The organism is Burkholderia sp. PU8-34 (genome assembly GCF_053427725.1).
The window spans coordinates 880,262-895,377 of record NZ_JBSAXC010000001.1; the positions used below are offsets into that span (position 1 = coordinate 880,262).

Consider the following 15,116-nt stretch of genomic DNA (forward strand, 5'->3'; position numbering starts at 1 on the left):
GGATGCGAGCGGCCTCGAGCGTCTGCGAGTGCTGAAGTTTCGACCGTCGCGGCGCGCCGGCCAGCCGGAACATCTGCGGCGATACCCGGCGCAAATGCGGTCCATCGCCGGGATCACTTCGGCGCGGCCGAATTGTCCCGTGGCGACGACGACGGCGAAGGACCGAGACTGCTCGACTCCCTGACGAGTCGCGCGGTCATCGCAGCGCCGACCGCGTTAGCGCCCGCGGACGAACCGTGTCCATCCGTGCTCGAGCGCACCGGAAGGTTCGTCGGTGGCGGCAATGAAGGATCGAGCCTGGACGACTCTCTGACCAGCTCCGCCGTCTCGGGCGTCGTCGTGCCACGACTCGCCGTTGCGTGACGCTCCAGGGTGTCGCGTCCGCGCGTTGCGCGTTGCGCGTGATTCGTCGTCGAAGCGGCCGGGTGCTGCGCATCGACCGACGCGACGGCGGCGGACGGCGGCGCGCTCGGCTGAACCGGCAGTTGCGGTGGTGCGCTGACGCTCGGCGGTGCCGTCGGCTTCGGTTGCGCACTGGCACTCGACGGTGCCGCCGGCTGGGCTTGTGCGCTGATGCTCGGCTGTACCGCCGGCTGCGGCGGTGCGCTGGCGTTCGGTGCGGCCTGACCCGATTCGGGCTCCACCACCACGGTCACCGGCGCGGCAGGCGGCTTCTGCGCCGCAGCCGCGGGCTTCGTGCTTGCATCAGGAGGCGCAGACTGGCCAATGCTGCCTTGCGAAACGTGATCCTGACTCGATCGCAAATCGGCGTCTGGCCCTCGGGCAGAATCGGACATGCCGGACGTTGCCTGCTCAATCGCACGGTGGTCCGCTCTGAGGAGCATCAGGTACGAAGCGCTTGTCGCAACCACCAGAAGCCCCCCGGCAATCATCAATGTCTTACGGGGATTCCTCATACTTCGCTCACATACCGTTCAATCGACGTGACCAACCGATCATAAACGACCTCCGGCGCATCGGATCGGATGAATACATTTGGTTGCATTCACGCCGGTGACGCGCTTCGATGCGACCCCAGGACAAATCGAACGAACCATGCCGCCGTGTCGATCCCGTCAAGCATCAGCGTCGACGGGGTTGCCACGGCTTTTCAGGAGCGGATCTTCGCAGTAGCCTCGTAACTCGAACGTTCGCCGACTCGCGCCTGGTCGCGTGGGCCATGACTGCCAAGCGGGAGAAGCGCTCGCGTGCTGCCGCGCCGCAATGCTCGCCAGGCCTCCGCGGCATGTCGATCAGGAGGATCGATGGATCGCCGCTCTTTCCTCGCGTCGTCGACTTTCTTCACGATCGCGGCCGCCACCGGCACGCTTGGCGCTCCGCAGCCGGCCTCGCGTGCCGGCTCTGCGCGCAATGGACGCCATGCGTTCCCGCAGGGCGTTGCCAGCGGCGACCCGCGTGATCGCTCCGTCGTGTTCTGGACGCGGTGCGTGCCCGGGGACGCGCAGCGCCGCGCCAAAGGTGCCGCGCGTGCGGTGCCCGTAGTGCCATTGCGACTCGAAGTATCGACGCGGCCGGATTTCTCGGCGCTCGTCGCCAGCGTACCGCTGAGGGCACGGGCCATCTACGACTTCACCGTGCGCGCGAAGGTGACGTCGCTCTCACCCAATACCACGTACTACTACCGATTTGTCGCCGGCGGCGACGTGAGTGTCGCGGGCGTCGCGCGCACGGCGCCGGATCCGCACGAGGCCAACAGCCGGGTTCGCTTCGCGTGGCTCACCTGCCAGGACTGGAGCGTCAATCACTGGCAGGCCATGAGCCTGCTGGCGGCCGAACGCGATCTCGATTTCGTCGTGCACGTGGGCGACTATATCTATGAAACGGTCGGGGGCGAGCAGCCCGGCGCAGTCGAGGCGGCGCATCCGTCGCCGCAACTGCCTGACGGGAAACCGCTCGCCGACGGCCGCCGGTATGCCGATTCGCTCGACGACTATCGGACGCTGTATCGCACCTACCGTACCGACCCGCGCCTGCAGACGCTGCACCAGCGCCTGCCGATGATCGCGATATGGGACGACCACGAATTTTCCGACGACTGCTGGCAGGATCATCAGGTCTATACGAACGAGGAAAAGCAGGAGACCCAGCGCCGCCGCAACGCCAGTCGCGCGTGGGCGGAATACATGCCGGTGGACTGGAGCGACGTGCGCTTCGAGCCGGACAACCCGTCGTACACCAACATTCGGATCTACCGCGAATTTCGCTTCGGCATGCTGATGCATCTCGTGATGACCGACGAGCGGCTGTATCGCGACGACCATGTCGTGAGCGAGGCGGCTATCGCTCGCGCGCACGGGCACGACCCGGTCCACGGCGACGACGCGGCCGGCTCGCGCTACTTCGTCAAGCAGGACGTGCTGCAGCGCTACGAGTCGCGGGATACCAGGCAGCTTGGCCGTGCGCCGTCGATGCTGGGCCCGGAACAGACCCAATGGTGGAAGGCCGCAATGAAGGGCTCGCCCGCGACCTGGAAGGTGTGGGGCAACGAAGTGATGCTGAACCGCCTGTGGTTCTTGATGCCGGGCGCGCCAAAGACGCCGGCAGCCCGCCTCGTGGTCGATTGCGACTCATGGGACGGCTATCCGGCACACAAGCACGAGCTGATGTCATTCCTGAAGGAGCAGCAGATCCATAACGTCGTCGCAATCAGCGGCGACCTGCATGCGTTTCAATGCGGCGTCGTGCGGGACGATCCCGAGCCCGCGGCAGGTACGCCCGTGATCGTCGATTTCGTCTGTGCCGGCATCAGCAGCACGTCGTTCTATTCCTACGTCAAAGCCGCATGGAAAGGGACGCCGCTCGCATCGCTGGCGGCGACCCCGGCCAGGCTCGACGCGTTCCTGATGGCGAACAATCCCGATCTGCGCCATGCCGATCACGACGCGCAGGGCTATGCGTCAGCCACCGTCACGCCGGAGCGCTTCTCCGTCGTGTTCAACAAGGTGAAACCGTTGAACCCGGACGGCACCGCGCCCGCAGATGCGCTGCTCGATCGCACGCGGCTGACCGTGCCCAGGGACTCGGTCGAGGTGCACGTCGAGCGCTTTTAGCGTCCACGCATGGCGTCCGCTCGCGCAGCACGGTATCGGCGGCCGCATCCTCGTCGCGCGTGCGCGGTGCGCGTCACGGACGCCCTGCTTCCCCCGTCCATCGCACGTAATCCCCGCGCGTCCAGTCGAGTCCTACCCCGACGCGCTTCGTGCCCGGCCGGATCTTCGGCTTGTGCACCGACAGCGTCAGCGTCTCCAGCGCCGGCCACTCGCGAAACGACAGCACCGCGATATCGGCGACGAGCGTCTCGAGCAGCCGCGTATGCGGCTTGTGCGCGAGAAACGCCGCGACACGCGTGCAATACCCGTCGTAATCGATCCACTCGCCCGCCTCGCTCGGCTCGCAGCGATAGCCGAGCTGCGCGTCGATCACGATCGGCTGGGGTGCCTCATGTTCGTGCGCGTGGATGCCGATCCGTGCGGGCACCTTCAGTTCGTCGACGAACACGCTCCAGCCGCGCCCTCGCAGGCGCGGCGCGTCGATCGACACGAACGGTTCGTCGGCGGGCTTCATGACACGAGCGGCGCGGCCGCGTCGAGCATGATGCGCACGAAATAGTCGGCGAAACTGCGGCGCAGGACGATCTCGAACGTGTCGTCGCCGGTCGGCACCAGCGTGACGGACGCCTTGAAGAAATGCGTCTGCGCGCATTGGCCCGGCTTGAACATCCGCGGATGCAGGTCGAGCGGGCAGCCGCGCGCGAGCACGTCGCGCACGCGTTCGCCGCTGATCTCGACGACGGTGTAGCCGCTGCCGACATCGACCGCCGCCGCATACGAACCCTGCACGGCCTCGGCCAGCGCCGCTTCGAGCACGCCCGCCTGCACGGGCCCGTTCGAGCGCACGAACCATTCGTCGGGGCCGAGCCACAGCACGTCGTACTCGGCGCTGCGCGCGACCGTGTTCGGCGCGGCAGGCGGCCGGCAACCGACCACGCGCTCGAACGCGGCGACGAACGCGGGGTCGCTCAACTCGCCGCGCACGTTGACGAGATCGAGAAACGGCCGCTCACGCAGCGTGAACTTCTTCGACGGGCGCGCCTGGTGCGTCTTCAGCAGGTCGGCCGCGCCGACGAACGGCGACTCGAGGCGCGCGCCGCCTGCGCCCGCCACTTGCGTCTGGTTTCTCGTTTCATTCCACATGCTGACGCACCCCTTCGGTATCGTAGAAAACCGGGCTCGAGATCTTCGCGGTGATGCGCTTGCCGTTGGCCAGCGGAATCACGACGCTCTCGCCCATCTTGTTCAGGCCGCCCTTCACCACCGCGAGCGCGATCGAGCGCTTCAGGATCGGGCTGTAATAGCTCGACGTCACGTGGCCGATCATCGGCGTCGGCTCGGTGGTCGACACGTGCGTGTCCTTCGCGACGATCTGCGCGCCTTCCGGCAGCACGAACTGCTCGTCGTCGGTCAGCAGGCCGACGAACTGCTTGCGGCCTTCCTTCGCGGTATCCGAGCGCGACAGCGAACGCTTGCCAAGGAAATCCTTCGACTTCGCGACCACCCCGCCCATGCCGAGGTCGAACGGCGTGATCGACCCGTCGGTGTCCTGGCCGACGATGATGTAGCCCTTCTCCGCGCGCAGCACGTGCATCGTCTCGGTGCCGTACGGCGTGATGTCGAACTCGGCGCCCGCGGCCATCAGCGCTTCCCACACCGCGCGGCCCGCGTTCGCCGGCACGTTCACTTCATACGCCAGTTCGCCCGAGAAGCTGATCCGCATCACGCGCGCCTTCGCGCCGGCGACCGTGCCGTTCCGGTAGCTCATGAACGGGAACGCTTCGTTGCCGAAGTCGATGTCCTGGCAGACCTTCTGCACAACCTTGCGGCTCTTCGGGCCGACGACCGCGAACGTCGCCCAGTGGTCGGTCACCGACGACAGCCGCACCTTCATGTCCGGCCATTCCGTCTGCAGCCAGCGCTCGAGCCACGTGAGCACGCGCGCCGCACCGCCCGTCGTCGTCGTCATCATGAAGTGCTGGTCGGCGAGGCGCACCGTCACGCCGTCGTCGAACACCATGCCGTTCTCGTCGAGCATCAGCCCGTAGCGGCACTTGCCGACCTCGAGCTTGTTCCACGGGTTCGTGTACATCCAGTTCAGCAGCTTGACCGCGTCCGGACCCTGGATGTCGATCTTGCCGAGCGTCGACGCATCGAGAATGCCGACGCTGTTGCGCACCGCGAGGCATTCGCGCTTCACGGCCGCATGCAGGTCCTCGCCGTTCTTCGGGAAGTACCACGGCCGCTTCCAGTTGCCGACGTCCTCGAACATCGCGCCGTGCTCGACGTGCCATTCGTGCACGCAGGTCTTGCGGATCGGGTCGAGGAAGTCGCCCGTCTCGCGGCCCGCGAACGTGCCGAACGACACCGGCGTGTAGTTCGGGCGGAACGTCGTCGTGCCCGTTTCCGGAATCGTCTTGCCGAGCGCCTGCGCGAGGATCGCCATCCCGTTGATGTTGCCGAGCTTGCCCTGGTCGGTGCCGAAGCCCATCGCCGTGTAGCGCTTCACGTGCTCGACCGACTCGAAGCCTTCGCGCGCGGCGAGCAGGATGTCGGCCGCCGCCACGTCGTTCTGGAAATCGACGAACTGCTTCGGCCCGCGCGTGGCGGCGTCGCGGCTGCCGACGAGCCACAACGGCTGCAGCGCGCCTTCCGCGGCTTCCGCAACCTTCGGCGCGGTCGGGCGCTGCGTGGCGGAGAAGCCGGCAGCCTTCGCCGCTTCCGCGCCCGCGTCGACTGCGAGCCGCAACGCACGTGCGAGGCCGAATTCGCCCGCCGCCGCGCCGATGCTCGCCTCGGGCTGCACCGCCTTGCCCGGCAGGAAGCAGGCTTTGTCGTCGCTCCAGCACGCCTTGCCGCCCGATTGCGCGAACAGGTGCAGCACCGGGCTGAAGCCGCCCGACATCGCGACGAGATCGCACGGCAGCGTCTTCAGCTTGCCGCCCGTCTGGCCGTTCGAATACGACGCGACGTCGACCGACGACACACGCCACTTGCCCGACGCGGCCGTGACCACCGCGCCGCTCATCACCGTCACGCCCTGGCGCTTCGCCGCCGCGGGCAGCGCACCGTTCGACGCTGCGCGCGAATCGACGACCGTCACCTTCGCGCCGCACGCCTTCAGGTCGAGCGCGGTCTGGTAGCCGCGATCGTTGTTCGTGAACACGACCGCGTCGCGGCCCGGCAGCACGCCGAAACGATGGATGTAGGTGGACACGGCCCCGGCGAGCATCACGCCCGGCAGGTCGTTGTTGCCGAACACGATCGGCCGCTCGTGCGCGCCGGTCGCGAGGATCACGCGCTTCGCGCGGACCTTCCACAGCAGCTCGCGCGTGCCCTTGCGCATCGACACGGGCATGTGATCGGTCAGGCGCTGCGTGACCGTCACGAGGTTGTGGTCCTGGTAGCCGAACGCGGTGCTGCGCGACAGGATAGTCACGTCGGGCAGCTTGCGCAGCTCGGCCTCGATCTTCTCGACCCACTGCAGCGCGGGCTTGCCGTCGATTTCGGCGCGGCACGACAGCAGGCTGCCGCCGAGCTCGCGTTGATCGTCGACAAGGATCACGCGCGCGCCGGCCGTTGCCGCCGCGTGCGCGGCCGCGAGACCCGACGGGCCGCCGCCGACCACGAGCACGTCGCAATGCGCGAAGCACTTGTCGTAGCGATCGGCATCGAGCGTGTCGGGCGCCTTGCCGAGGCCCGCCGCTTCACGGATCTTCTCTTCGTACTTCGGCCACATGTTGCGCGGCCACATGAAGGTCTTGTAGTAGAACCCGGCGGGCATGAAGCGCGACAGCTTCTGGTTGATCGCGTACTTGTCGTGCTCGAGCGACGGTTCCGCGTTCACGCTCGTCGCGACGAGGCCCTGGTACAGCTCGATCTCGGTCGCGCGCGCATTCGGCACGGTGTACGGGCCGGACTCGAGCTGCACGACGGCGTTCGGTTCCGCGACGTCCGCCGTCACGATCCCGCGCGGACGGTGGTACTTGAAGCTGCGCGCGACGAAGTGCACGCCGTTCGCGAGCAGCGCGGACGCGAGCGTGTCGCCCTGGAAACCCTGGTACGTGCGGCCGTTGAACGTGAACGTCAGCGGAATCGCGCGATTGATGCGGCCACCGGTGCCGAGACGGTCTTTCTGGCTCATTTGCTGGTGCCCTCTTGCTTGGCGTTGACGACGGGCTGGCCGTTGGCGGCCCCGCCGAATTTTTCGTAACCCTTGATGTCGTAGGTCACCGTATCGCGCGTGACCTTGAACCAGCGGCGGCAGCCCTGCGTGTGCAGCCATTGCTCCTTGTGCAGGCCGCGCTTGTTCTCGCGCATGAACACGTACTCGCCCCATTCGCGGTCGGTCATGTTCTCGTTATTGACCGGGCGCACGATGTCGGCTTCACCGCCGCACGTGAACTCGGATTCGGCGCGCGGCCCGCACCACGGACATTCGATCAGCAACATAAGGTTCTCCTCGTGGTGGTCAGGTTCAGTGCGCGACGGCGGCGGCGCCGTGCTCGTCGATCAGGTGGCCCGTGTAGAAGCGGTCGAGCGCGAACGGCGCGTTCAGCGGATGCGGCTCGTCGCGCGCGATCGTGTGCGCGAACACCCAGCCCGAGCCGGGCGTCGCCTTGAAGCCGCCCGTGCCCCACCCGCAGTTGAAATACAGGCCCTTCACGTCGGTCTTGCTGATGATCGGGCACGCGTCCGGCGACACGTCGACGATGCCGCCCCACTGGCGGTTCATCCGCACGCGCGAGAACACCGGGAACATCTCGACGATCGCCTGCAGCGTGCCTTCGATGATGTGGAAGCTGCCGCGCTGGCCGAAGCCCGTGTACTGGTCGATGCCCGCGCCGATCACGAGGTCGCCCTTGTCGGACTGGCTGATGTACGCGTGCACCGCGTTCGACATGATCACCGAGTTGACGACCGGCTTGATCGGCTCCGACACCAGCGCCTGCAGCGGGTGGCTTTCGATCGGCAGGCGGATGCCGGCCATGTCGGCCAGCGTCGTCGTGTTGCCGGCCGCGACCACCGCGACCTTCTTCGCCTTGATGAAGCCCTTCACAGTATCGACGCCGACCACCGCGCCGCCTTCGCGGCGAATGCCCGTCACCTGGCAGTTCTGGATGATGTCGACGCCCGCACGGTCCGCGCCGCGCGCGAAGCCCCAGGCCACCGCGTCGTGGCGCGCGACGCCCGCACGGCGCTGGATCGATGCGCCGAGCACCGGGTAGCGGCTGTTCAGGTTGATCGTCGGCTCGATTTCCTTGACCTGCGCGGGCGTCAGGAACTCGGCGTCGACGCCGTTCAGCCGGTTCGCGTTGACGCGGCGCTCGGTGTCACGCACGTCCTGCAGCGTGTGCGCGAGGTTCATCACGCCGCGCTGGCTGAACATCACGTTGTAGTTCAGGTCCTGCGACAGCCCTTCCCACAGCTTCATCGCCTTCTCGTACAGCGCGGCCGATTCGTCCCACAGATAGTTCGAGCGAACGATCGTCGTGTTGCGCGCGGTGTTGCCGCCGCCGATCCAGCCCTTCTCGAGGATCGCGACGTTCGTGATGCCGTGCTCCTTCGCGAGGTAATACGCAGTGGCGAGGCCGTGCCCGCCGCCGCCGACGATCACCACGTCGTATTCCTTCTTCGGTTCCGGGCTTCTCCACTGCCGTTCCCAGTTCTCGTGATACGACAACCCGTTCCGGAACAGACTGAATATCGAATAGCGGCTCATCTTGCAGACCCCTTGTTGCTCACTGGCATTAGCATTCGATGACGTTCACGGCGAGACCACCGCGCGACGTCTCCTTGTATTTCGTCTTCATGTCGGCGCCCGTCTCGCGCATCGTCTTGATGACCGAATCGAGCGACACGTAGTGCTGGCCGTTGCCCTTCAGCGCCATCCGCGATGCGTTCAGCGCCTTGATCGCGCCCATCGCGTTGCGCTCGATGCACGGAATCTGCACGAGGCCGCCGACGGGATCGCAGGTCATGCCGAGGTTGTGCTCCATGCCGATCTCGGCGGCGTTCTCGACCTGGTCGGGCGTGCCGCCCATCACCGCGGCGAGCGCGGCCGCGGCCATCGAGCACGCGACGCCGACCTCGCCCTGGCAGCCGACTTCCGCGCCGGAGATCGACGCGGTTTCCTTGTAGATGATCCCGATCGCCGCGGCCGTCAGCAGGAATTCGACGATGCCGTTCTCGTTCGAGCCCGGCACGAACTTCACGTAGTAGTGCAGCACGGCGGGGATCACGCCGGCCGCGCCGTTGGTCGGCGCGGTGACGACGCGGCCGCCCGCCGCGTTCTCCTCGTTGACGGCCATCGCGTACAGGTTGACCCAGTCGAGCATCGACAGCGGGTCGCGCAGCGATTCCTCCGAACGCGCGCGCAGGCGCGCGTTCAGCTCGGCCGCGCGGCGCTTCACGCGCATCGGGCCCGGCAGGTCGCCCTCGACCTTGCAGCCGCGTTCGACGCACGCGGCCATCGTGCGCCAGATCGCGAGCAGGCCCGCGCGCACCTCGTCGGCGGGACGCAGCGCGCATTCGTTGCGCAACATCAGCTCGGCGATCGACAGGCCGTGGTCGCGGCACTGGCGCATCAGGTCGTCGCCGGTGCGGAACGGATACGGCACCTCGGCCGCCGCGCGCACGCCGTTCACGCGGTCGCCGTCGCGGTTCACGACGAAGCCGCCGCCGACCGAGTAATACTCCTTCTCGACGAGCAGCTGGCCGTGCTCGTCGAACGCCTGGAAGCGCATCCCGTTCGGATGCACGATGCTCGTACCGCTCATCAGCTTGCGATAGAAGCCGATGTGCTCCTTCTCGTCGAAGCGGATCGACTGCTTGCCGAGCAGCGACAGCGACCTGGCCGAGCGGATCTCGGCGAGGCGCGGCTCGATCAGGTCCGGATCGATCGAGTCGGGCAGATGCCCTTCGAGGCCGAGCAGCACCGCCTTGTCGGTACCGTGGCCCTTGCCGGTCGCGCCGAGCGAGCCGTACAGCTCGACCCGCACGCGCTGCACGAAGCCGAGCAGGTTCGCATCCTCGACGTGCGACGCGAAGCGGCATGCGGCGATCATCGGGCCGACCGTATGCGAGCTGGACGGGCCGATGCCGATCTTGAACAGGTCGAACGCGCTGACGTTCATCTGGCTTCCTCTGGGTGGACACACGTGAAGTGACGTTGGACGCCAGTACACCAAAGCGTAAAATCGGCCGATAGAACAAAAACGGCATCGGCGTGGGATACCGCCGCCAAACGGCCCGCCGCGCACCCCGAAAGTACGTTTTGACGATGGTTCGCGACGGAAAAACGCAAGTCCGCGCGGGGCCGATGGGCGACGCTGGGACATCCGCGCCGCGCGGGCGCCGGCCGCGGATCGAGCCTGCGTGGGCCTTGGACTGTCCGCGCAGCATCCGTTCGGCGGCCCTGTACCGCCCCCGTAATCAGAGTGAGACCGCCCGCACGGCGTGACGAGATTGACCGCAATGACACCCGACGTACCCGTTTCCCCTGTTGCCGAGCCGGCGCCCAAACGCATCCGCTTCGGCATCGTGCTGCTGCCGAACTTCACGCTGACCGCGTTCTCCGGGTTCGTCGACATGCTGCGGCTGTCCGCCGACGACGGCGACTACAGCAAGCCGGTGCGCTGCGCGTGGAGCGTGATCGGGGAAACCCTCGCGCCGGTGCGCGCGAGCTGCGGGATCCAGATCACGCCGTGGGAGACCTTCGCCGATGCGGAGCCGTTCGACTACGTGGTCGTCGTCGGCGGGCTGCTGCACTCGGGGCCGCAAGCGGGGCCGGAAACGCTCGACTTCATCCGCCGCGCGGCCGCCGACGGTGCGACGATCGTCGGCATCTGCACCGGCGTGTTCACGCTGATGCGCGCGGGCGTGCTCGATGCTCACCGCACCTGCGTGAGCTGGTTCCATTACTGGGATTTCATCGAGCGCTTCCCGGCCGCCGACCCGGACCTGCTGATCGCCGACCGGCTGTTCGTGATCGACCGGCGGCGGATCACCTGCTCGGGCGGACGCGCGTCGATCGACGTCGCCGCGGCGATCCTGCTGCGCCATTTCGACCACGCGACCGTGCAGAAGGCGCTGCGGATCCTGCTCGTCGGCGAGATGCAGAAAGGCAACGCGCCGCAGCCGCATCCGCCGGGCCTCGAGCCCGCGACGCACCCGAAGGTCAAGCGCGCGATTCTTCTGATGGAACAGCATGTCGGGCGCGCGCTGCCGCTCGAAGAGCTGGCCTGCAAGCTCGATATGTCCGCGCGGCAGCTCGAGCGGCTGTTCAAGGCGGAAACCGGCAAGAGCCCGCAGGCGTTCGCGAAGCAGGTGCGGCTGCGCACCGCCGCGTGGCTGCTGACGAGTTCGGACCGGACGGTTGCGGATATCGCGTCGAGCTGCGGGTTCGCGGACGCATCGCACCTCGGTCGGGAGTTCCGCAAGCAGTTCGGCGTGCCGCCGGCGGCTTACCGGGAGCGGGGCGGGGATGCGGCGGCGGCGGCGCCGGATGTTGTCGAGGAAGAAGTGCAATGACGCGCGCGGCCGGCCTCGCCGATCGTCACCCATTTCCGCCGGCCGGGCATTGCCGGATGCCTCGCGCGCCAGCGTGGATCCCGGGCTGTCGCGAGGTGCGACGGAACGCCTCAGGGTAGGATCCCCTTTCCGGGTCAACTGCGAGTGACGCGGAATCGTTGATGGGGAGAGTGACCGCCACGACCTCCCTCCTACTCTTCGGAATTCCGCGATGAAACGCTTGTCACGAACCGCTGTCGCCGCCGTCGCCGTATTGGCCCTCGCCCAGGCCGCCGTGGCGCAGGTGCCCAAAACGGTGCAGCTTGAAGACATGACCTGGACCGAGCTGCGCGACAGCATTCACGCGGGCAAGACCACGATCCTCATCCCGATCGGCGGGACCGAGCAAAGCGGACCATACGTCGCGCTCGGCAAGCACAACACGCGCGTCAAGGCGCTGTCGGAGCGCATCGCGCAAGGCCTCGGCAACGCGATCGTCGCGCCTGTCATCGCCTATGTGCCGGAGGGCGGCTACGCGCCGCCGACCTCGCACATGCGCTTCCCCGGCACGATCACCGTGCCCGACGACGTATTCGAAAAAACGCTGGAGTCGGCGGCCAACAGCTTCCGGGTCCACGGTTTCACGAACATCGTCTTTCTCGGCGATCACGGCGGCTACCAGAACGACATCCGGCGGGCCGTCGCGCAGCTCAACAAGTCCTGGGCCGGTTCCGGCGCGCGCGCGTTCGTGCCGCCCGAGTATTACGGCACCAGCTCCGACGGCTATACGCAGATCCTGCGCCAGCACGGCGTGCCGGACGCCGACATCGGCACGCACGCGGGGCTCGCCGACACGGCTCTGCTGCTGGCAGTCGCGCCACAGATGGTGAGGACCGACCAGCTGCGCGGCGCGGCGAAACCCGGTGCCGCCGACGGCGTGTACGGCGGCGATCCGCGCCACGCGAGCGTCGAACTCGGCCGGCTGGGCACCGATGCAATCGTGTCGCGCACGATCGACGCCATCAGGAAGGACACCGCCGGCCACTGACGCATCCGGCGACACATCGCACCGCGTGCGGCGTCGTCTCGACCCACCGCGCCTTGACCCACCGCGCCTTGACCAACCGATCACGGACCCTGTCATGCAACCCATGCAACCCCGTTCCCGCCGTCGCACCCGCTTCTCCCGTCTCGCCGTCGTCATGGCCGCCGCGCTCGCCGGTTTCGGCGCCGGCAGCGTGCTCGCCGCGCCCGCCGTCACGACCGTGCCCGGCATGCCGCCCGTGTCGAACCCGGACAACCTTTACGCCGACGCGCAATCGGGCCACACGAGCGCCGCGGTCGCGGGTGCGCTGTCGCGCATATATGTGCCGAACCTGCGTTCGAACGACGTCTACGTGATCGACCCGGCCACCTACAAGGTCGTCGACAAATTCCCCGTCGGCCGCAGCCCGCAGCACGTCGTGCCGTCGTGGGACCTGCAGACGCTGTGGGTCGCCAACAATGCCGAAGGCCGCACCGACGGCAGCCTGACGCCGATCGATCCGAAATCGGGCAAGCCCGGCAAGGAAGTGCTGGTGGACGACCCGTACAACATGTACTTCACGCCCGACGGCAAGGACGCGATCGTGGTGGCCGAAGCCCATGCGCGGCTCGACTTCCGCGATCCGCATACGATGGCGCTGAAGTCGAGCCTCGACGTCCCGCAATGCAAGGGCATCAACCACGCCGACTTCGCGATCGACGGCAAGTACGCGCTGTTCACGTGCGAGTTCGGCGGCAAGCTGGCCAAGATCGATCTCGTGAACCGCAAGGTGGTTGGCTATCTCGAACTCGACAAGAAAGGCATGCCGCAGGACATCCGCGTGTCGCCGGACGGCAAGGTGTTCTACGTGGCCGACATGATGGCCGATGGCGTCTACCTCGTCGACGGCGACAGCTTCACGAAGATCGGCTTCATCAAGACGGGCGTCGGCACGCACGGCCTGTACCCGAGCCGCGACGGCACGAAGCTCTACGTGGCCAATCGCGGCTCCAACCTCGTCCACGGTCCTCGCCACGGCAAGGGCAGCGTGTCGGTCATCGATTTCGCGACGCGCAAGGTGCTCGCGACCTGGCCGATCCCGGGCGGCGGCAGCCCCGATATGGGCAACGTCAGCGCGGATGGCAAGACGCTGTGGCTGTCCGGTCGCTTCGACGACGTCGTCTATGCGATCGACACGACGAGCGGATCGGTCAAGTCGATTCCCGTCGGCATGGAGCCGCATGGGTTGACCGTGTGGCCGCAACCGGGGCGCTACTCGCTCGGACATACCGGGAACATGCGTTGACGGGCAGTTGAGTGGCAGGCGAGTTCCGGCGGGCACGCGGCGGCGACGCGGTGGCTGCGGCGCCGGACGCGGATATTGTCGATGCGGACACGGTCGACTGGCGGCGGAACCGCGGCCTGCCAAACCCGCTCGCCGCACCTGAGTGCCCGAAGCCGGCGGACCGATGCGGAATCAGCCGACCGGCGGCGCCCATGGCAACGACTCGACGACCGTCCGGATGATGTCGCGGCAATGGCGCGCAGCCGGCGTGAGCTGGACGTCCCGACGCGTGACGATGCTCGGCGAGACTTCCGGCAGCACGTCGTCGAACGCGAACGTCGTCACGCGCTCGCGCAGAACCGGATGCCGGACGATCGGCACCGAAAACAGCCCGACGATATCCGTCTCCGTCACGAGCGCCACCAGTGCCAGCGACGACTGGCACGACACGACCCGGCGCGGCGCAGCGATGCCGGCGCGCGCGAACAGCGCGTCGAACTCGGGCCGCTCGACGATCATCTTCGGAAACAGCCATTCGAACGCGGTCAGATCGGCCAGCGAAGACACGCTGGACCGCGTCGCCGGATGGCCGTTGCGCACGGCGGCGACAAGATGCCCGCTGCACAGCACGGTCTGCTCGCAGTCGGCCCGCGGGTCGATTCGCGCATGGGTGACGAGAAAGTCCAGCGAACCGTCGAGCAGACGGTCAACGAGGTATTCCTGCGGCAGCTCGGCGATCTCGATCTCGACACCCGGCATGCTGTCCCGGAACCGCTGCAGCGCCGCCGGAATCGCGGTCAGCGCCATGCTGCCGGACACGCCTATGCTCACCTTGCCCGCCAGACCGCCCTGAAGCTGGCCGATTTCGTCGGCAGCGCGCCGCAAATCCTCGAGAATCTGCCGCGCACGCGTGTACAACGCCTGTCCGTAACGCGTCAGCTCGACGCCCTTCGCGCTGCGCACGAGCAGCGGCGCCCGAACCTCCTCCTCGAGTTCCCGGACGGTCTTCGTGACCGCCGGATGCGTGAGCGACAGGCGCTCGGCCGCCGCCCGCAAGCTGCCGGCTTCCGCACACGCGACCAGCACGCGAAGCTGATGCACTTTCATCGTCGATCGATATTGGTTTCAAATGGTTTCCACTTTCCGCAACCAAGGGCAAACCCGAATAAAGGTGCCTGCGAAAATGGCTTGCCAGCTTGACATACAAGCGGCGCGCCAGCCTTAA

The 15,116-nt window shown here is 67.3% G+C and carries 12 protein-coding genes; 4 read left to right on the forward strand and 8 right to left on the reverse strand.

Translation table 11 applies throughout. The features are described from left to right. Positions 1 to 113: 113 nt before the first annotated feature. The gene (locus ACV22Z_RS04035; RefSeq protein ID WP_448075003.1) at positions 114 to 797 is read right to left on the reverse strand and encodes a hypothetical protein; all 684 of its coding nucleotides are present in this window, start codon (positions 795 to 797) and stop codon (positions 114 to 116) included. Positions 798 to 1,265: 468 nt separating this feature from the next. On the opposite strand from ACV22Z_RS04035, the gene ACV22Z_RS04040 reads away from it, so the two are divergent. Further along, positions 1,266 to 3,071, forward strand: coding sequence for an alkaline phosphatase D family protein (locus tag ACV22Z_RS04040; protein ID WP_448075004.1), 1,806 nt, complete (start codon positions 1,266 to 1,268; stop codon positions 3,069 to 3,071). Positions 3,072 to 3,144: 73 nt separating this feature from the next. Here ACV22Z_RS04040 and ACV22Z_RS04045 read toward each other — a convergent pair whose 3' ends face one another. The 6 genes from ACV22Z_RS04045 to ACV22Z_RS04070 are packed head-to-tail and all read right to left on the reverse strand — an operon-like array spanning position 3,145 to position 10,207. After that, positions 3,145 to 3,585: a dihydroneopterin aldolase gene (locus ACV22Z_RS04045; protein ID WP_448075005.1), complete on the reverse strand. Its 441-nt coding sequence runs from the start codon at positions 3,583 to 3,585 to the stop codon at positions 3,145 to 3,147. Next, positions 3,582 to 4,214 (reverse strand): sarcosine oxidase subunit gamma, encoded by a 633-nt coding sequence (locus ACV22Z_RS04050; RefSeq protein ID WP_448075006.1) that lies wholly within the window; start codon positions 4,212 to 4,214, stop codon positions 3,582 to 3,584. The genes ACV22Z_RS04045 and ACV22Z_RS04050 overlap by 4 nt, the downstream gene beginning before the upstream one ends. After that, the gene (locus tag ACV22Z_RS04055) at positions 4,204 to 7,215 is read right to left on the reverse strand and encodes a sarcosine oxidase subunit alpha family protein (RefSeq protein ID WP_448075007.1); all 3,012 of its coding nucleotides are present in this window, start codon (positions 7,213 to 7,215) and stop codon (positions 4,204 to 4,206) included. Before ACV22Z_RS04055 ends, ACV22Z_RS04050 begins: the two co-directional genes overlap by 11 nt. Beyond that, positions 7,212 to 7,523: a sarcosine oxidase subunit delta gene (locus tag ACV22Z_RS04060; RefSeq protein ID WP_448075008.1), complete on the reverse strand. Its 312-nt coding sequence runs from the start codon at positions 7,521 to 7,523 to the stop codon at positions 7,212 to 7,214. Before ACV22Z_RS04060 ends, ACV22Z_RS04055 begins: the two co-directional genes overlap by 4 nt. Positions 7,524 to 7,548: 25 nt before the next feature. Next, positions 7,549 to 8,793, reverse strand: a complete 1,245-nt coding sequence (locus ACV22Z_RS04065) for a sarcosine oxidase subunit beta family protein (RefSeq protein WP_448075009.1) — start codon at positions 8,791 to 8,793, stop codon at positions 7,549 to 7,551. Positions 8,794 to 8,821: 28 nt separating this feature from the next. Continuing rightward, complete coding sequence (locus ACV22Z_RS04070; RefSeq protein WP_448075010.1) at positions 8,822 to 10,207, reverse strand: L-serine ammonia-lyase; 1,386 nt, start codon at positions 10,205 to 10,207, stop codon at positions 8,822 to 8,824. A 340-nt stretch (positions 10,208 to 10,547) separates the two neighbouring features. On the opposite strand from ACV22Z_RS04070, the gene ACV22Z_RS04075 reads away from it, so the two are divergent. From ACV22Z_RS04075 to ACV22Z_RS04085, 3 genes are all read left to right on the forward strand, one after another. Next, the gene (locus tag ACV22Z_RS04075) at positions 10,548 to 11,603 is read left to right on the forward strand and encodes a GlxA family transcriptional regulator (protein WP_448075011.1); all 1,056 of its coding nucleotides are present in this window, start codon (positions 10,548 to 10,550) and stop codon (positions 11,601 to 11,603) included. Positions 11,604 to 11,814: 211 nt separating this feature from the next. Then, positions 11,815 to 12,630, forward strand: a complete 816-nt coding sequence (locus ACV22Z_RS04080; protein ID WP_448075012.1) for a creatininase family protein — start codon at positions 11,815 to 11,817, stop codon at positions 12,628 to 12,630. Positions 12,631 to 12,733: 103 nt separating this feature from the next. After that, positions 12,734 to 13,912, forward strand: a complete 1,179-nt coding sequence (locus tag ACV22Z_RS04085; protein WP_448075166.1) for a YVTN family beta-propeller repeat protein — start codon at positions 12,734 to 12,736, stop codon at positions 13,910 to 13,912. 171 nt (positions 13,913 to 14,083) lie between these two features. Here the strand turns inward: ACV22Z_RS04085 and ACV22Z_RS04090 are convergent, their stop codons facing one another. Then, positions 14,084 to 14,998, reverse strand: a complete 915-nt coding sequence (locus ACV22Z_RS04090; protein WP_448075013.1) for a LysR substrate-binding domain-containing protein — start codon at positions 14,996 to 14,998, stop codon at positions 14,084 to 14,086. Positions 14,999 to 15,116 lie beyond the last annotated feature (118 nt).